The following is a 16,867-nucleotide window of genomic DNA, read 5'->3' as shown; positions in this document are numbered from 1 at the left end:
CACCATCGGGGGTGGCGCTGACAGCGCGCGCACAGCGCGCTGGCAGCGCGGGTGAGCCGCACGACATCGGGGGTGCTGGATGGGCGCGGCGGTCGTCGAACCCGACGCCGGATCCGCGCGCAGGAGCGGATGCGCCACCGCGCTGTTCCTGCTGGCCGTGCTCGGCACCGCCGCGTGGGCGGCCCCTGTGCTGCTGGGGTTCGACACCGCGAACCGCTACCTGATCGCGCTGACCGCGACCCTGCCGTACGCCGTGCCGGTGGGGGTGGTGCTGACCGTGCTGGGCCTGGCGCTGCGCCGGTGGCTGAGCACGCTGCTCGTGGGGCTGCTGTCGGTGGTGCTGGCGGTCCTGGTGCTCCCCCGGGCGATCCCGGACTCGCCGACGCCGGTGCAAGGTTCACCGCTGCGCGTGCTGTCGGTCAACCTGTTTTTCGGCCAGGCCGACGCGGAACGGGTCGTGGACCTGGTGCGGGACGGGCGGATCGACGTGCTCAGCCTGCAGGAGCTCACCCCGGAGGCCGTCGCCGCGCTGGACCGGGCCGGGCTCGCGGCACTGCTGCCGCACCGGGTGCTGCACAGCGGACCGCGGGCGGACGGCAGCGGCATCGCCTCCCGGTTCCCGCTGCGCGAGCTGGCGCTGGTGCCGCCGACCTCGCTGGCCCAGCCGTCCGCGCTGATCCGGCTGCCGGGCGGCCGCGAGGTCGAGTTCGTCGCGGTGCACCCGCTCTACCCGATGGGCGCGGACACGGCCGGTCGCTGGCGGCAGGAGATCGACGCGATGCCGCGGCCGCCGGGGGAGCGCGCCGCGCCGCGGATCCTCGCCGGGGACTTCAACGCGACGCTGGACAACTCGCCGCTGCGGGCGCTGCTCGGCGGCGGCTACTCCGACGTCGCGGAGGTCACCGGGGACGGGCTGGCCCCGACCTGGGGTGCGGGCTGGACGCCGCGCGTCACCATCGACCACGTGCTGGTCAGCGAGGGCCTGGTGGCGCAGGGCTACCAGGTGCACGACGTGCCCGGCAGCGACCACCGGGCGATCAGCGCCCACCTGGTGGTCTCTGGCTGAGGCTGCGCCGGACTCGTCCTGCTCCGGGGGCGGGGTGGCGGAACCTCAGTGGCTCCGCCACGAGGGAAAAGCCGTCCTCGCGAGAATCCCGCTGAGAACCCGCGGGTGGTCCGGAAGCGTGCGTGGTCGGCGGCTCAGCGCTTCGCGCTGACGGGAAGCGGGCACGATCTGCGGTGGCGCGGTTCTGCTCGCCGGGTGTTGTGCTCGCAGTGGCGGGCGGTCACGCGTTGAGCGCGGCGTCGATGGCGCGCAGGGCCGGTAGCGCCGGTTCCGGGAGGGACAGGCCGCGACCGTGCCGCACGTCGGGTTCGCGCGGGTTGATGCGGATCAGCGCGCCGGAGGCGGCCGAGGCCAGTTCGGCGTGCCTGCGCACCGTCGGCACCGCGGTGCCCGCGCCGAGCTCCACCACCACCAGCCGTGCCGCCCGCAACGAGCGCCGCCACGCCTGCAGGGCGTCCAGCCGCGGCTGCGCGTCCCCGGCGACCCAGCTCCAGTCCCCGAACATCAGGATGTTCGGCCGCGCCGTGCCGCCGCAGTTCCGGCAGGCGGGCAGCGGTGGTTCCGCGCGCATCGTCGCCGGATCGACCCGCACCGAGACGTCGGCCGCCGACCACACGTCGTCCGTGCACGGTTCCAGGCACTGCAACCGGTGGATGCTGCCGTGGCACTCGGCGACGTGCTCCGGGGCGAACCCGTCCGCCTGGAACTGGCCGTCGACGTTCGAGGTGAACACCCGGGCGCCGAGCGGCATCCGCCGCGCCCACCGGTGCAGGATCGCGAAGCCCTCGTGCGGCACCGTCTCGCGGTACAGCCCCAGCCGGTGCCCGTAGAAACCCCACGCCAGCTCGGGGTCCTCGGCGAAGTGCACCGGATCGGCCACCTCGACGAAGCTCAACCCGAGCCGCTCGTACGGCGGGTACGCCCGCCAGAAACCGGTGTCGCCGCGGAAGTCCGGGAGCCCGGAGTCGACGCCGATCCCGGCGCCCGCGCACACCAGCAGCGCTTCCGCCCCGGCGACGGATTCCGCCGCCGCGGCGATCGCGTCCGTGCTCACCGCGCTCCTCCACCTCGAATCCCGGGCGGGCGCGGCGCCCGCCCGGGAGGTCGCTCACGCGTCCTTGTGCTTGGCCTGCACGACCTCGAACTCCAGCAGGCTGGAACCGGTGGCGACGGTGTTCTTGTGCTCGCCGGAGTGCGCGGCCTTCGCCGGACCCTGCGCCCAGTTCTGGAAGTCCTCTTCGGACTCCCACTTCGTGTAGACGAAGTACCGGTTGTCGCCCTGCACGGGCCGCAGCAGCTCGAAGCCGAGGAACCCGGGGGAGTCCTCCACCGAGCCGTGGCGCCCGGCGAAGCGCTTCTCCAGTTCGGGGCCGGAGCCCTCGGGGACCTCGATCGCGTTGATCTTCACAACAGCCATGCACCCAGCCTACGGGCCCGCACGGGGCATGACGAGCAGCGCAGCGGGGCTCACAGTTCGAGCTGCGGGTGCAGCCTGCCGATCGTCCACGTCCGGTGCCGCAGCACCACCAGCGACGTCAGCACCAGGAACCCGACGAGCACGCCGCCCAGCACGATCGCGTCCCGCGCCAGGTGCGCGGGCTCGCCACCGGTGAACGCGACCCGCAGGCCGTCCACCAGGTAGCTCATCGGCAGCACCGCGTGCAGCGCCTGGAACGGCGCCGGGGCCGTCTCCACCGGGTACAGCCCGCCGGATGCGGTGATCTGCACCAGCAGCAGCGCCACCGAGACGAGCCCGCCGACCACGCCGAACGCCGCCCGCAGGAAGTGGTTCACCGCGGTGAACGCGGCCGCCGCCAGCGCGACCAGCCCCACCGCCGAAGGCAGGTCCACCGGGTCCAGCCCCAGCCCCAGGTCCATCGCGCCCAGCAGCACCAGCCCGCCGATCACCCCGAGCACCGCCGCGGGCAGCAGGCCGCCGACGGCGATCGACAGCGGATTGGTGCGCCCGCCCAGCGCCCGCTGGTTCAGCGGGGTGAACAGCAGGTAGGCGAACAACCCGAACACCCACAGCGCGATCGCGAAGAACAGCGGCGCCACCCCGCGCCCGTACACGTCGGCGGAGTTCAGCGTCGTCGCCCGCACCGCCGACGGCGTGCCCAGCTCGGAGGAGGCCCGCGCGACCTCCGTCGGCCCGGCGGGCGGCATCCGGTCCAGGCTGTCCCGCACCTGGTCGGCGAGTCGCCGCGCCCCGTCGTTGAGCTGCCCCGAGCTGGTCTGCGCGACACCGATGTTCGCGACCAGCGCGTTCACGCCCTGGGTGAGCCCGCCGGAGCCGCCGGTGAGCTCCGCGGAGGCGAGCCGCAACCGGCTCGCGGGCTCGGCGAGGTCGTTCGCCGCCTCCTGCAGCGGTGCCAGCTCGTCGCGCAGCGCCAGCGCCCGGTCCTGGGCTTCGGCGGCGGAGCGCTGCGCGTCCCGCGCCGTGCCGTCGAGCGCCGAGGTGGTGGAGGCGAGCCGCCGCGCGTCGGCCAGCGCGGACCGGTACGCGGGATCGTCGGCCAGGCCCGGGTGCCGCTGGGCCAGCTGCTCCAGCGCCCCGGCCGATCCGCCTGCCTGCCGCTGGGCCGCCGCGGCCCCGCCGGAGATCGAATTCAGGTCGGCGACCGCGGAGGAGCTCGCGTCCAGCAGCGCATCGGTGGTGGCGGGCAGCTGCTGCCCGGTGAAGTCGGTGATCGAGGACAGCTTGTCGTCGAGCTCGGCGGAGGCAGCCGCGACGTCCCGGACCCCGCCGGACACCCGGCCCGCGCCGTCCCGCACCCCGCTGAGCCCGCGGGCCAGCGCCCCGGTGCTCTGCTTGCTCAGCTGGGTGCCCTGCACCAGCTGCTCGGAGACCTCCGACGCGGTGCCGAGCTTGCCGCGCACCTCGCCGAGGTCGCCGTACAGCCCGCGCGCGTAGGCGGCGTACGCGGCGGCGTTGATCTGGTTCTGCAGCTCGTAGCGCGCCGCGTCCGCCATGATCCCGGCCAGGTGACCGTTGGCGTCGTTCCTGGTCAGCAGCACCGCGGGGCGCTGCGGGGAGCTGCGCGTGGACTGCGCCAGCCGGGTGCTGAAGTCCTCCGGGACGCGGATCGTGAAGTAGTAGCGGCCGTCCTCCAGCCCGCTGCGCGCGGTGCCCGCGTCGACGAAGTGCCACTGGAACGTGTCGGTGGTGCGCAGCTGCTGCACGAACTGCTCGCCGGCGTTGATCTGCTCCCCGTTGTGGTCGGCGGGCCGGTCGGAGTTGACCACCGCCACCGGCACCTGCGCGGTCCGCCCGTACGGGTCCCAGTTGGACCACAGGAACAGCGCGCCGTACAGCAGCGGGACGAGGATCAGCACGGCGGGCGCGAACCGGCGCCACGGCCCGCGGAAGCGCCGCAGCTCCAGCCACGCCAGGTAGATCGCCTTCATCGGAGGTCCTCGCCCGCGGTGGAGCTGAACAGCGGCAGCCCGCCGGTGTCGTCGCCGAAGTCGACGACGTTGTACGGCAACCGGATCAGCACGTCCGCCTCCGAACCGGGTTCGGTGGCGCTGGCCAGCACGGTCGTCCCGGTGTCCGCGACGGCCCGCAGCGCCGACCACACCCGGTTGCGCCCGGAGGGCAGCAGCCCGGCGGTCACGTCGTCCACCACGATCCCCGGCGGGCCGCCCGCGGTGGCGAGCGCGATCGCGAGCAGCAGCCGGTCGTCCGGGTAGAGCTCGTCGATCAGCGCGGCCCGGTCGACGTCCACCCCGACCAGCGCCAGCGCCCGGTCCACGTCCTGCGCGCTGACGCGGGCGGTGATGCGGCGCTCCCGGACGGCCTCCCGGACCCGGAGCCTGCCGTCCAGCTCGAAACCGGGGGAGAGGCGGGCGGGGACGACGACCTTGCGCACCAGGCCGGCGCGGCGCGGGGCCTCGTCGATCTCGATGCGCCCGGCGACGGTGCGCAGCCTGCCGGACAGCGCGAGCAGCAGCGAGGTGCGGCCGGTGCCGCCCTCGCCGAGGACGACGGCGAGTTCGCCCGGGTACACGCGGGCGTCGACGTTCTCGAAGACGATGCCCTCCGGTCCGGTGGCCGTGATCCCGCGCGCCACGATGCTCACGCCTTCGACGTCCATCTCGCTCCTCACGCCGCGTGACAGGATGCCGGTCCAAAGTGGCCCCTCACCTGGGCGGGAGCAACTCGGGCGAGCACCCCTCGTAGTCCACAGTGGAGGGATCGACTTCGCTGGTGGGCGGGGTTCCGCGAGTCCGTGGGCGGGCGCTCGGACGGCCGCGGATCACCCGTTCCGGGGCCGGGGCGCGGGCCGTGCTCCGCGCTCGGCGGGCATCGACCGGCGCTCGGAGAGGCGGATCGGGGGCACCGCTGATCGAGCGCCCGGTGCTCAGCGCGCGACGAGCACGTCCGCGGTGCCGTCGCGGGAATCCAGCACCGCGACCTCGGCGACGGCCGCCCGCACCGGTTCCGCCGAGCGCAGCGCGTCGAACCCCGCGGTGAGCTCCGCGCCGCCCAGCGCCGGGGTCAGCGCGCAGTGCGGGATCCAGGCCCCGGGGAAGTGGTACGCCGACGGGTTCGACACCCGGCCCGCCAGCACGTCGTGCACCGCCGAGTGCACCGCCAGCAGCTCCGCGTCCACCACCGCCGTCAGCAGCAGCACCGCGTCCTCGCCCGGGAACGTGCCCAGCGTGGAGAACCACAGGTCCGGCAGGAACAGCGACCGCAGCTCGGCGCGCAGCGCCGCGCGGGCGGCGGCCGGGATCGAGCTCGCCGACGCCAGCACCACGCCCGGGCGGCCGTCCAGCACCGGAACCCGCGCCGCGGCCGCGTTCTCGCGCAGCGCCCGCAACCGCCGCTCGGTCGCGTCGTCGAAGAACACGGTCAGCGCCTGCGCCATCGGTTCCGCCCTCCGGGCCGTCGTCGCCGGGAGGCCCGGCCGGTCGCTCAGTGCTCGCCGGGGAGGGCGAAGCGACCGTCGTCGGTCTGCTCCAGCAACCCGTCCACCAGCAGCGAATCCAGGCAGCGGTCCCGCTGGCCCGCGTCCTGCCACACCGCGTCGAGCGCGGCGCGCGGCACCGGGCCCTCCGTGCCGCGCAGCACGTCCAGCAGCTTGCCGCGCACCTGGCGGTCCGTGCCCGCGAACTTCTGCACCTTCTTCGGCGGCCCCGTGTAGGCCGGGCGACCCGCGTGCTGCCACGCGCAGTCCGCCGCGATCGGGCAGCGCTCGCAGGCGGGGGAGCGGACCGTGCACACGACCTGCCCCAGCTCCATCAGCGCCGCCGAGAGCCGGGCCGCGCTCGCGTCGTCGGACGGCAGCAGCGCGTCCACGTCCGCCAGGTCCCGCTTCGTCGACGGCGGGCCGGCATCGCCCGCGCCGTGCACCGCGCGCGCCACCACCCGGCGCACGTTGGTGTCCACCACCGGGGCCCGCCTGCCGTAGGCGAACGCGGCCACCGCGCGCGCCGTGTACGCGCCGATGCCCGGCAGCGCCAGCAAGGTGTCCACATCGGACGGAACGACGTCGCCGTGGTCGGCGGCGATCACGGCCGCGGCCTGGTGCAGCCGCAGCGCTCGCCGCGGGTAGCCGAGCTTGCCCCAGGCGCGCAGCACCTCCGCCTGGGTGGCCGCGGCCAGGTCGGACGGGCGCGGCCAGCGCTCCAGCCACTCCTGCCAGATCGGGGCGACCCGGTTCACCGGCGTCTGCTGCAGCATCGTCTCGCTGACCAGCACGCCCCAGCCGGTGACACCCGGCGCGCGCCACGGCAGCGGGCGGGCCTCGGCGGCGAACCAGTCGGTCAGTTCGGTGGGGTCCCAGGCGATCGTCGTCATCTCGGATTCGATCCTGCCACCACTCCACCGGGGCACGCGCGCCGCCCCGAGCCCGTGCCTGCGTCACCTGAAGGGGTTGCAGAACGCGACTGATCAACCGCACCAATACACCTGATCGGGGCCATTGGCATTGGGCCGTTCGGCGGGATCACCGGGTTACTGTCGGGCGGTGCTGGATCCCATCGGACCGCTCCCACGCGAGGTGTACTGGCGACGCCGGGCACTGGCAGTCGGCGTGATCCTGCTGGTCACCGCCCTGGTGGTGTGGGGGATCGTCGTCCTCGCCGGAGTCCTGGCCCCGCGCGCGTCCGCGCCCGTCCCGCAGGCCGCACCATCACCGGCCGCCCCGAACGCGGCCGAACCACCGCCCGCGCCGAAGGCCCCGCCGCCACCGCCCGCGTGCGCCGACCAGGACCTGCGGATCGCCGCCGAACCGGCCCGCCCGAGCTTCCCCGCGGGCGAACCCGTCGAACTCCGCATGATCGTCACCAACGCCAGTTCCCACGCCTGCGTCCGCAACACCGACCGGATGCTCCGCGAAGTGGTCGTGTCCACCGAGAACGGCACCAGGTTCTGGTCCAGCAACGACTGCCACGTCGAATCCACCAACGAGAAGCCCCTGCTGGAACCCGGGAAGTCCGTGCGCAACGAGATCCGGTGGACCGGCGTCGCCTCCACCCGCGACGCGAGCCCCGCCCAGTGCGCCGCCGAACGCGACACCGCCCCCGCGGGCGCGTACGTGGTCGGGGCCCGGCTCGACCGCATGGTCAGCGAACCCGCGCCCTTCCGCATCACCGGCTGAGGCCGTCCCCGCTGATCAGAGGTGGCGGCCCGCTTCGGCCAGCCGGCCCAGCGAGGCGCGGAGCGAGCGGGCGCGGGCTTCGCCGATGAACTCCACCTCGCACAGCTGCGGGACGTCCGCGGCCAGCAGCGCCTGCAGGGACCCGAAGTGCGCCACCAGCTGCCTGCGCACCGCGGGCGGCAGCCGCGGCACCCGCGCCAGCAGCCGGTACCCGCGCGGCCGCAGCGGCTGTTCCAGGTCCTCCGTCCCGTCCGGGTAGCCGAACGCCCGCGCCACCGCCGTCAGGTCCAGCAGCGCCGTCGCGTCCAGCTCCGCCAGCGCCGCGTCCACCTGCTCCGTCGTCGGCAACCCGCCCGCGGTCGGCAGGTACTCCTGCACCACCAGCTCCCGGTCCAGGTCGATGCCGCCGACCAGCTCGTCCAGCTGGAGCTCGATCAACCGGCCGTCGCTGCCCAGCTCGACGACCGCGCCGCCGATCTCGTCGGAGATGCGGCGCACCATCTCCAGGCGCTGCACCACCGTCATCGCGTCCCGCAGCGTCACCGCGTCCGCCACCTCCAGCGCGGACAGGGTGTGCGTCACCTCCGCCAGCCGCGCCGTGTAGCGCTCCAGCGTGGCCAGCGCCTGGTTCGCCCGGGACAGGATCTCCGGCGAACCCGACAGCACGTGCCGGTAGCCGTGGATGTAGACGCTGACCAGGCTCATCGACTGGCTCACCGACACCACGGGGTGGCCGGTGTGGATGGCGGTGCGCTCCGCCGTGCGGTGCCGGGTCCCCGACTCGTCGGTGGGGATCGTCGGGTCCGGGACCAGCTGCACGTTGGCCCGGAGGATGCGGGTCCCGTCGGTGGACAGCACCACGGCACCGTCCATCTTGGACAGCTCGCGGAGCCGGGTCGCGCTGAACCCCACGTCCAGCCGGAAGCCGCCGTCGCAGATCGACTCCACGGTCGCGTCGTGGCCCAGCACGATCAGCGCCCCGGTGCGGCCGCGCAGGATCCGTTCCAGCGCGTCCCACAGTGCGGTCCCCGGCGCCAGCCACGCCAGCGTCGTCCGCAACGACTCGGGATGACCATCGGCCACGACTCCCCCCTCAGCTGCCTGTTCTCGAACTCCTGGTGCGATCGGGTCGGTGTCCGGCGCCTGCTGCCCGCCCGGCGCCTGGTGCCCGGCGTCCGGCGGTGCGGTCCGCGGCTGCGCCGATGGTCAGCGGGAGCGCAGGGACTTCAGCGCCGTCTTGATGTCCGGCACCTCGGTGGCCCGGATGCCCGGTGGCAACCGGCCCGAGTCCGGCGGCACCAGCGCCCGGTCGAAGCCGAGCCGCGCGGCCTCCGCGAGCCGCCTGCCGACCCCGCTGACCCGGCGGATCTCCCCGGCCAGCCCGACCTCGCCGATCACCACGATGTTCGGCGGCAGCGGCACGTCCAGCGCGGAGGAGGCGACCGCCAGCGCCACCGCCAGGTCCGCGGCGGGTTCGGTGACCTTCATGCCGCCGACCGTCGCCGCGAACACCTCCTTCTCCCCGGTGCGGATCCGGCCGCGCTTGTCCAGCACCGCCAGCGTCATCGACACCCGGGCCGAGTCCAGGCCGCTCACCGCACGCCGCGGGATCTGCATCTGGGTGGGCGCGACGAGCGCCTGCACCTCCGCCAGCAGGGGGCGCTTGCCCTCCACCATCACGGTGACCGCGGTGCCGGGAACCGCCGCCTCCTGCCGGTTCAGGAACAGCCCGGACGGGTCGGTGACCTCGGCGATGCCGTCGTCGCGCTGCTCGAAGCAGCCGACCTCGTCGGCCGGGCCGAACCGGTTCTTGATGCCGCGCAGCATCCGCAGCGCCGAGTGCCGGTCGCCCTCGAAGTTGAGCACCACGTCCACCAGGTGTTCCAGGGCCCGCGGGCCCGCGACCGCGCCGTCCTTCGTCACGTGCCCGACCAGGACCACCGGCAGCCCGCGCTCCTTCGCCAGCGCGACCAGGCCGGAGGTCACGGCGCGCACCTGCGTCACGCCGCCGGGGGTGCCGTCCACGTCGGGCGACTGCACCGTCTGCACCGAGTCCACGATCAGCAGCCCCGGCTTGATCGCGTCCACGTGCCCGAGCACCGCCGACAGGTCGTTCTCCGAGCCCAGGAACAGCTCCGGGTCCAGCGAGTTCGTCCGCTCCGCGCGCAGCCGCACCTGACCGGCCGACTCCTCGCCCGTGATGTACAACGAGGGGCCGCCGGTGCGGGCCGCGGCCCAGCGGTGCGCGACCTCCAGCAGCAGCGTCGACTTGCCCACCCCGGGCTCACCGGCGAGCAGCATCACCGCGCCCGGCACGATGCCGCCGCCGAGCACCCGGTCCAGTTCCGCGATGCCGGTCGGGACGGCCCGCGCCGAGTCCAGGTCCACTTCGCCGATGGGGCGGGCCGCGCTGGACGGGGCGGCCGCGGACAGCTTCGCCAGCGCGGGCCGCGCCGGGGCCGCCTCCTCCACGGTGTTCCACTCGTGGCACTTCGGGCAGCGGCCGACCCACTTCGCGACCTCGTGACCGCATTCGGCGCAGCGGTAGGCGGGACGGGCGTTCTTGGTAGGCACGGGGCGAGGCTATAAGCCGGGCCCGACGGGACCCGTGCCGACACACGCCCGCGTGTCGGCGCCCGCCCGGCGAGCAGGCCCCGGACGCAGCGGAGGCCGCCCCCGACGGGACGGCCTCCGGCTGCTGTTCGAGCTGGGTGTCAGTGGTGCGATTCCTCGCCACCGGTGTCCGGTCGCGGGGTGGAGTCCTCCCCGATCGGGACCTGCACGGTGAGCGGGCCCGCCTTCTCGAACACGAAGGTCACCGGGACGGTCACGCCGGGCGTGATGTCCTGGGTGAGGCCCTTCAGAGTGATCGAGACCTCCTGCTGATCCGGGGTCGCGGAGCCCTCCGCGCCGTAGGCGTGCAGCGCGGACCGCGACGGCAGGGTGCGGTTCTTGGCGACGTCGACGGAGGCCGCGTAGGTCGAGGAGGCCTCGACCAGCTTGTCCGCCTCGGCGCCGTCGTTGATCAGCACGGCGGCCAGCGGAGCGGAGGCGCCCTTGGCGTAGCGGGTCCCCGTCTCCGGGAAGGACAGCGTCGCGTTCCGGACGCCGATGCCGCCGGCGTCCCCGCTGCCGCCCGCGACGGCGGCGACCTGCGTGTCGGTCTCGGTGACCTGCCCGGCGCTGCATCCGGCGAGCGCCAGGACGGCGCCCAGGCCGAGGGCGGCCGAGGTCAACCGCACGCGGAAGGTGTGGTGCTGAAGGCGGCTCACGGTGGCAGTGTCCTTCCTGATAGCCGGACGACCGCGATGGAGCTTAATGGTCCGCTCCGGAGGACCAGTAGGCAGACCCCACATCGGCCCCCGGTCCGGGGTCGTGAACCGTGTTCGGAAGGTGTCCACAGTGGATCAAAAGGGGGCGCCGGAGACCCCCGGGAAGCATGCCCGGAGCCTGTTTGTCAACCCCCGATCGCGTCCTGACCTGCGACGACGGACGGGAGCCGGTCGAGGCTCGGTTGCCGCGCATGCTAAGCTGGGCGCAGCGAAAGGGGCAGAGGACACATGGTTTTCAAGGTCGGAGAGACCGTCGTCTACCCGCATCACGGTGCCGCGCTCATCGAAGCAATCGAGACCCGTGTGATCAAGGGCGAGGAGAAGCAATACCTCGTCCTCAAGGTCGCGCAAGGTGACTTGACCGTTCGAGTTCCCGCTGACAACGCCGAGATCGTCGGCGTTCGGGACGTCGTCGGTCAAGAGGGTCTGGACCGCGTCTTCGACGTGCTGCGCGCCCCGCACACCGAGGAACCGACTAACTGGTCCCGGCGGTACAAGGCCAACGTGGAGAAGCTCGCCTCCGGCGATGTGAACAAGGTGGCCGAAGTGGTGCGCGACCTCTGGCGGCGCGAGAAGGACCGTGGCCTGTCCGCGGGTGAGAAGCGCATGTTGGCCAAGGCCAGGCAAATACTGGTCAGCGAATTGGCGCTGGCCGAGGGCACCGACGAGGGCAAGGCCGAGTCCCTGCTGGACGAAGTTCTCGCCACGGCCGTGTGATCGGCGGGTTCTGCTCAACGTGACGGTGGTGGCCCTCGTTCCGGCCGCCGGGCGCGGTGTGCGCCTCGGTGCCGGGATGCCGAAAGCACTGGTCCAGGTCGCGGGCCGATCTCTGCTGGTGCGCGCGGTCGGTGGTCTGCTGGACTCCGGGCGCGTGCACCACGTGGTCGTCGCCGCCCCGCCGGACCAGATCGACGTGGTCGAGCGCGAGCTCGGCGAGTTCGACGCGGCGGCGGTGCACGTGGTGGCCGGTGGTGCCGACCGCACCGAGTCCGTCCGCCTCGCGCTCGCGGTCACCGAACGGGCCGTGCCCGACGCCGACGTGGTGCTGGTGCACGACGCGGCCCGCGCGTTCACCCCGCCCGCCATGATCGGTGCCGTGGTGGACGCCGTGCTCGGCGGTGCGTCCGCGGTGATCCCGGTGCTGCCCGTCGCCGACACCATCAAGCAGGTCGACGAGGCCGGTGCGGTCACCGCGACCGTCGACCGCTCCCCGCTCCGCAGCGTGCAGACCCCGCAGGGCTTCCGGCCCGGCGTGCTGCGCGCCGCCTACGACGCGGCCGGGGGCGCCGCCACCGATGACGCCGGGCTCGTGGAGCGGGCCGGTGGCGAGGTGCGCACCGTGCCCGGTCACCCGAACGCGCTGAAGATCACCACCGCCTTCGACCTGGCGGTCGCCGAGTCGGTGCTCGCCGTCGAACCGATCGGAGAACTCCGGTGACCGGACCGCTGCCGAGGATCGGCCAAGGCGTCGACGTGCACCCCGTGGAAGCCGGCCGGGAGTGCTGGATCGCCGGCCTGCGGTGGCCCGGCGTCGACGGGTGCAGCGGCCACTCCGACGGGGACGTCGCCGCGCACGCGCTGTGCGACGCGCTGCTGTCCGCGGCGGGGCTCGGCGACCTGGGTGCCGTGTTCGGCACCGGCGGTGATCGCTGGGCCGGGGCGCACGGTGCGGAACTGCTCACCGAGGTGGTGGACCGGATCACCGCCGCCGGGTTCCAGGTCGGCAACGCCACCGTGCAGGTCATCGGCAACGCGCCCCGCATCGGCAAGCGCCGCGAGGAAGCCCAGCGGGTGCTCTCCGAGGTGCTCGGCGCGCCGGTGTCGGTGTCCGGCACGACCAGCGACGGGCTCGGGCTCACCGGCCGCGGCGAAGGCATCGCCGCCGTCGCCACCGCATTGCTCTTCCCGGCGGCTTGACCAGCACGTCCGGTTAAATCTTCCCCACCTGGGGGTCAAGTCGGGGAAAGGTCCGGGTTCGCACCCTGGTCGTACCGCCCGCCGCGGGTCATGCTCGACGCATGGTGATCGAACGCAACCGCTGGGTGCGCAGGGCCGTGGTCGGCCAGCCCGTGATCGCTTGGCCCTGTTCGCTGCTGCTGTGGGCGGCCGGTGGCGCCGCCGCGCTCGTCCTCGCCGCCGCCATCCTGTGGATCAGCACCGCCTCGTGCGTCTTCGGCATTCTCGCCCCCCCTCCACCACGACGACCCGATCCCCGCCGACCGACTCACCTCCGGCACGTCCTGACCTCGATCGGAGCCCGATCTCCTCGACCGCCGCCGCGCCGGTGGAACCCTGCGGGGTGATCAGCGGGAGCCGGCCCGGCCCGGCGGCTCCGGCCGGTCTCGCGCGCCGGCGCCGCCACCGCGCCGGGCGGCTGGGCGCGGTCCTCGTCGGACGGCAGGACGTCGCACGCGGCGCGGATCCGGGTGGCCCGCTCCTGCCGCGCGCGGTGCTCGGCCACGTCCGGGCTGCGCGGCCGGTGGGCGCGGTGCGCCGCGTCGGCGACCGGTGGTGAGATCGGCCGCAGCGGCGGGAGCGGGCGCGGCGCGGCCCGTAAGGTGGCCGGGTGAGCTTGCGCGCGGTGTTCTTCGACTACTCGGGCACGTTGTTCCGGCTGGAGCAGGACGCGTCCTGGCTCGCCGGGCTGACCGACGGCAGCGGTGATCCGCTGACCCTGGAGGCGCAGACCGAGCTGCTGCGCAGGCTCACCGCCCCCACCGGTCGCGTCGTCGAGTTCGAGCCGGAGTTCCAGGAGGCCTGGGACCAGCGCGACCTCGACCCGGAGATGCACCGCAAGTCCAACATCGAGGTGCTGCGGCTCTCCGGCGTCAGCACCGCGGAACAGGCGGAGGCGCTCTACGCCCGCCTGGTGGACCCGCTGTCCTGGACGCCGTACCCGGACACCGCGGAGGTGCTGCGCGGGCTGCGCGACGCGGGCGTGGGGATCGGCGTGATCAGCAACATCGCCTTCGACATCCGCCCGGCGTTCGAGAAGCTCGGCGTGTTCGACCTGGTCGACGAGTACCTGATGTCCTACGTCGAAGGCGTGATCAAGCCCGACCCGAAGCTGTTCCTGCGCGCCTGCGAGCGGCTCGGCGTCGAACCGGCCGAAGCGCTCATGATCGGTGACAGCGAGGAGGCCGACGGCGGTGCGGCCGCGATCGGCTGCGCGGTGTCCATCGTGGAACCGCTGCCCACCGCGCAGCGGCCGGACGCCCTGCTCGCGGCGGTCGCGGAGCACGGCGTGCTGCCCGCCTCGCCCGCGGGGGCGTGAGCACCGCGACCGGATCTCCGGCGGAGCGCACAGCGCGAAGCCTTGACGAGCAGGCCCCTGTCGTGGTTCACGATCGGAGGACCCCCGTACCATCGAGGCGTGAGCCTGCACCTGCATGACACCGCGACCCGCACGACGCGCGAATTCCACCCGCGCTGCGACGGAGTGGCGTCGATCTACGTCTGTGGGGCGACGGTGCAGGGCGTGCCGCACATCGGTCACGTGCGCAGCGGGCTCGACTTCGACGTGCTGCGCCGCTGGCTGCTGCACACCGGGTACGACGTGCGGCTGGTCCGCAACGTCACCGACATCGACGACAAGATCATCGCGAAGGCGGGGGAGGCCGGCCGTCCCTGGTGGGAGTGGGCCGCCACGCACGAGCGCGCCTTCGAGAGCGCCTACGACCGGCTCGGTTGCCTCCCGCCGTCCGCGCTGCCCCGGGCCACCGGGCACATCGGGCAGATGGTCGAGCTGATCCAGCGGCTGATCGACAAGGACCACGCCTACCCGGCGGGCGGCGACGTGTACTTCTCCGTCGGCTCCTTCGCCGCGGAGTACGGGCGGCTGTCCGGTCAGCGCCTCGACGAGGTGCAGCAGGGCGAGCACGCCGCCGCGGGCAAGCGCGACCCGCGCGACTTCACGCTGTGGAAGGGCGCCAAGCCCGGCGAGCCGAGCTGGCCCACGCCGTGGGGCGACGGCCGCCCCGGCTGGCACCTGGAGTGCTCGGCGATGGCCACCTACTACCTCGGCGCCGAGTTCGACATCCACGGCGGCGGCCTGGACCTGGTGTTCCCGCACCACGAGAACGAGCTCGCCCAGTCGAACGCCGCGGGGGACCCGTTCGCCCGCTACTGGCTGCACAACGCCTGGGTGACGATGAGCGGCGAGAAGATGTCGAAGTCGCTCGGCAACACCATGAGCATCCCGGCCGTGCTGGAGCGGGCCCGCGCGTGCGAGCTGCGCTACTACCTGGTTGCCCCGCACTACCGGTCGACGGTGGAGTTCTCCGAGGAGGCGCTGCAGGAAGCGGTCGCCACCTACCGGCGCATCGAATCCTTCGTGCATCGGGTCGCGCAGCGCACCGGCGGCGTGGGGCACGGGGACGTGCGTCCCGAGTTTGCCGCGGCGATGGACGACGACCTGTCCACGCCGCAGGCGGTGGCCGCGGTGCACACCACGATCCGCGAGGGCAACGCCGCGCTCGACACCGGTGACGACGAGGCCGCGCGCGCCGCGGCGGCCTCGGTGCGCACCATGACCGACGTGCTCGGCTTGGACCCCCTCGCCCCGCAGTGGGCCGAGGAGTCCGGCGCGGACGACGCCGCGCGCCGAGCACTCGCAGAGCTGGTCGACGGCCTGCTGGAGCAGCGGCAGAAGGCTCGGGCGGAGCGCGACTTCGCCACCGCCGACCTGCTGCGGGACCGGCTGCTGGCTTCCGGCGTCGCCGTCGAGGACACACCCGACGGTCCGTTGTGGACACTCAAGGACGGGTGAACGAACGTTGGCAGGCAACGACAAGCGCCGTGGGGCGACCCGCAAGCCGGGAACCAAGAAGGGGATGGTGAAGGGCTCCGGCGGCCAGCGCCGCAAGGGCCTCGAAGGCAAGGGCCCCACCCCCAAGGCCAAGGACCGGGTTCCGCACCCGGCGAAGAAGCGCGCCGATGCCGCCAAGGCGCGCACCGAGCAGCAGAACCGCAGGCAGCGCGAGCAGCGCGAACTGCCCGAGATGGTGGCCGGTCGCAACCCGGTCGCCGAATGCCTCCGCGCCGGCGTGCCCGCCACCGGGCTGTACGTGGCGCAGGGCATCGACACCGACGACCGGGTCAAGGACGCGGTGCGCAACGCGTCCGACCGGGGCATCTCGGTGATCGACGTGCCCCGCACCGAGCTGGACCGGATGACCGGCGGCGCCATGCACCAGGGCCTCGTGCTGCAGGTGCCGCCGTTCAAGTACGCGCACCCGGACGACGTGCTCGCGCACGCCGCCGACTCCGGCCGGCCGCCGCTGCTGGTGGCGCTGGACGGGGTCACCGACCCGCGGAACCTGGGCGCGGTGATCCGCTCGGCCGCCGCGTTCGGCGCGCACGGCGTGATCCTCCCGCAGCGGCGCAGCGCCGGGATGACCGCCGTCGCGTGGCGCACCAGCGCGGGCACCGCGGCGCAGCTGCCGGTGGCGATGGCCGTGAACCTCACCCGCACCCTCAAGGACCTCAAGAACGAGGGCCTGATGGTCGTGGGGCTCGACGCGGACTCCGACATCACCTCCGACGAGCTGGAGCTCGCCGGCGGCCCGCTGGTGGTCGTCGTCGGCTCCGAAGGGCGCGGGCTGTCCCGGCTGGTGCGGGAGACCTGCGACCAGACGGTGTCGATCCCGATGGCCGGGCAGGTGGAGTCGCTGAACGCCTCCGTCGCGGCCGGGGTGGTGCTGGCCGAGGTGGCGCGGCGCCGCCGCATCAAGCCGGTCACCTACTGATCGTCCGGTGGGGGGGCGCGGGGGGGGGGCGGGCGCGCCCCCCCCCCCGCCCCCCGCGGGGGGGGCGCGGGGGGGGGGCGGGGGGGGGGGGGGGGGGGCCCCCCCGCGCGGCGG

At 74.0% G+C, this 16,867-nt stretch carries 18 protein-coding genes; 8 read left to right on the top strand and 10 right to left on the bottom strand.

The genetic code is table 11. The features are described 5' to 3' along the window. Nucleotides 1–79: 79 nt before the first annotated feature. Nucleotides 80–1,066: an endonuclease/exonuclease/phosphatase family protein gene (locus LCD35_RS13555; protein WP_225044279.1), complete on the top strand. Its 987-nt coding sequence runs from the start codon at nt 80–82 to the stop codon at nt 1,064–1,066. A 220-nt stretch (nt 1,067–1,286) separates the two neighbouring features. Here the strand turns inward: LCD35_RS13555 and LCD35_RS13550 are convergent, their stop codons facing one another. The 6 genes from LCD35_RS13550 to LCD35_RS13525 form a co-directional block, all read right to left on the bottom strand. Further along, nucleotides 1,287–2,120, bottom strand: a complete 834-nt coding sequence (locus tag LCD35_RS13550; RefSeq protein WP_225044278.1) for a Sir2 family NAD-dependent protein deacetylase — start codon at nt 2,118–2,120, stop codon at nt 1,287–1,289. A gap of 54 nt (nt 2,121–2,174) precedes the next feature. Next, nucleotides 2,175–2,483 (bottom strand): antibiotic biosynthesis monooxygenase, encoded by a 309-nt coding sequence (locus tag LCD35_RS13545; protein WP_224959492.1) that lies wholly within the window; start codon nt 2,481–2,483, stop codon nt 2,175–2,177. Nucleotides 2,484–2,533: 50 nt separating this feature from the next. After that, nucleotides 2,534–4,474: a YhgE/Pip family protein gene (locus LCD35_RS13540; RefSeq protein ID WP_225044277.1), complete on the bottom strand. Its 1,941-nt coding sequence runs from the start codon at nt 4,472–4,474 to the stop codon at nt 2,534–2,536. Beyond that, nucleotides 4,471–5,163: an ATP-binding cassette domain-containing protein gene (locus LCD35_RS13535; protein WP_224959496.1), complete on the bottom strand. Its 693-nt coding sequence runs from the start codon at nt 5,161–5,163 to the stop codon at nt 4,471–4,473. The genes LCD35_RS13540 and LCD35_RS13535 overlap by 4 nt, the downstream gene beginning before the upstream one ends. Nucleotides 5,164–5,430: 267 nt before the next feature. Beyond that, nucleotides 5,431–5,940: a 2'-5' RNA ligase family protein gene (locus LCD35_RS13530; RefSeq protein WP_224959498.1), complete on the bottom strand. Its 510-nt coding sequence runs from the start codon at nt 5,938–5,940 to the stop codon at nt 5,431–5,433. A gap of 47 nt (nt 5,941–5,987) precedes the next feature. Further along, nucleotides 5,988–6,872, bottom strand: coding sequence for an A/G-specific adenine glycosylase (locus tag LCD35_RS13525; RefSeq protein WP_225044276.1), 885 nt, complete (start codon nt 6,870–6,872; stop codon nt 5,988–5,990). Between the two features lie 169 nt (nt 6,873–7,041). Here LCD35_RS13525 and LCD35_RS13520 point away from each other — a divergent pair, with 169 nt between their 5' ends. After that, nucleotides 7,042–7,674, top strand: coding sequence for a hypothetical protein (locus tag LCD35_RS13520; protein WP_224959502.1), 633 nt, complete (start codon nt 7,042–7,044; stop codon nt 7,672–7,674). 15 nt (nt 7,675–7,689) lie between these two features. Here LCD35_RS13520 and disA read toward each other — a convergent pair whose 3' ends face one another. The 3 genes from disA to LCD35_RS13505 all read right to left on the bottom strand — a co-directional run bounded on the left by disA (nt 7,690) and on the right by LCD35_RS13505 (nt 10,946). After that, nucleotides 7,690–8,757, bottom strand: coding sequence for a DNA integrity scanning diadenylate cyclase DisA (gene disA / locus LCD35_RS13515; protein WP_225044275.1), 1,068 nt, complete (start codon nt 8,755–8,757; stop codon nt 7,690–7,692). A gap of 123 nt (nt 8,758–8,880) precedes the next feature. After that, on the bottom strand, nt 8,881–10,248 hold the full coding sequence (gene radA / locus LCD35_RS13510; protein WP_224959506.1) for a DNA repair protein RadA: 1,368 nt from the start codon (nt 10,246–10,248) through the stop codon (nt 8,881–8,883). A gap of 140 nt (nt 10,249–10,388) precedes the next feature. After that, nucleotides 10,389–10,946: a copper chaperone PCu(A)C gene (locus tag LCD35_RS13505; protein ID WP_224959508.1), complete on the bottom strand. Its 558-nt coding sequence runs from the start codon at nt 10,944–10,946 to the stop codon at nt 10,389–10,391. A 288-nt stretch (nt 10,947–11,234) separates the two neighbouring features. Between LCD35_RS13505 and LCD35_RS13500 the strand changes: the two genes are divergently transcribed. Genes LCD35_RS13500 through ispF form a run of 3 tightly spaced genes read left to right on the top strand, consistent with a single transcriptional unit; the run spans nt 11,235 to nt 12,923 of the window. After that, a complete protein-coding gene (locus LCD35_RS13500; RefSeq protein WP_184483481.1) occupies nt 11,235–11,723 on the top strand; it encodes a CarD family transcriptional regulator in 489 nt (162 codons plus the stop codon). Nucleotides 11,724–11,742: 19 nt separating this feature from the next. Then, complete coding sequence (gene ispD, locus LCD35_RS13495) at nt 11,743–12,444, top strand: 2-C-methyl-D-erythritol 4-phosphate cytidylyltransferase (RefSeq protein ID WP_224967460.1); 702 nt, start codon at nt 11,743–11,745, stop codon at nt 12,442–12,444. Next, a complete protein-coding gene (ispF, locus tag LCD35_RS13490; protein WP_224959512.1) occupies nt 12,441–12,923 on the top strand; it encodes a 2-C-methyl-D-erythritol 2,4-cyclodiphosphate synthase in 483 nt (160 codons plus the stop codon). The genes ispD and ispF overlap by 4 nt, the downstream gene beginning before the upstream one ends. Before the next feature lie 88 nt (nt 12,924–13,011). Here ispF and LCD35_RS13485 read toward each other — a convergent pair whose 3' ends face one another. Next, nucleotides 13,012–13,185, bottom strand: a complete 174-nt coding sequence (locus tag LCD35_RS13485; RefSeq protein ID WP_225044274.1) for a hypothetical protein — start codon at nt 13,183–13,185, stop codon at nt 13,012–13,014. Nucleotides 13,186–13,572: 387 nt separating this feature from the next. Here LCD35_RS13485 and LCD35_RS13480 point away from each other — a divergent pair, with 387 nt between their 5' ends. The 3 genes from LCD35_RS13480 to rlmB all read left to right on the top strand — a co-directional run bounded on the left by LCD35_RS13480 (nt 13,573) and on the right by rlmB (nt 16,753). Next, entirely contained in the window at nt 13,573–14,280 is a 708-nt protein-coding gene (locus LCD35_RS13480) for an HAD family hydrolase (RefSeq protein WP_224959518.1), read from the top strand. Between the two features lie 99 nt (nt 14,281–14,379). Then, nucleotides 14,380–15,774, top strand: coding sequence for a cysteine--tRNA ligase (gene cysS, locus LCD35_RS13475; protein WP_224959520.1), 1,395 nt, complete (start codon nt 14,380–14,382; stop codon nt 15,772–15,774). Nucleotides 15,775–15,781: 7 nt separating this feature from the next. After that, nucleotides 15,782–16,753 (top strand): 23S rRNA (guanosine(2251)-2'-O)-methyltransferase RlmB, encoded by a 972-nt coding sequence (rlmB, locus tag LCD35_RS13470; protein WP_224959522.1) that lies wholly within the window; start codon nt 15,782–15,784, stop codon nt 16,751–16,753. Nucleotides 16,754–16,867 lie beyond the last annotated feature (114 nt).

The sequence above is a fragment of the Saccharopolyspora sp. 6V genome (assembly GCF_020176785.1).
Lineage (GTDB): Bacteria > Actinomycetota > Actinomycetes > Mycobacteriales > Pseudonocardiaceae > Saccharopolyspora_C > Saccharopolyspora_C gregorii.
This window is presented reverse-complemented; position numbering and strand designations above follow the sequence as displayed.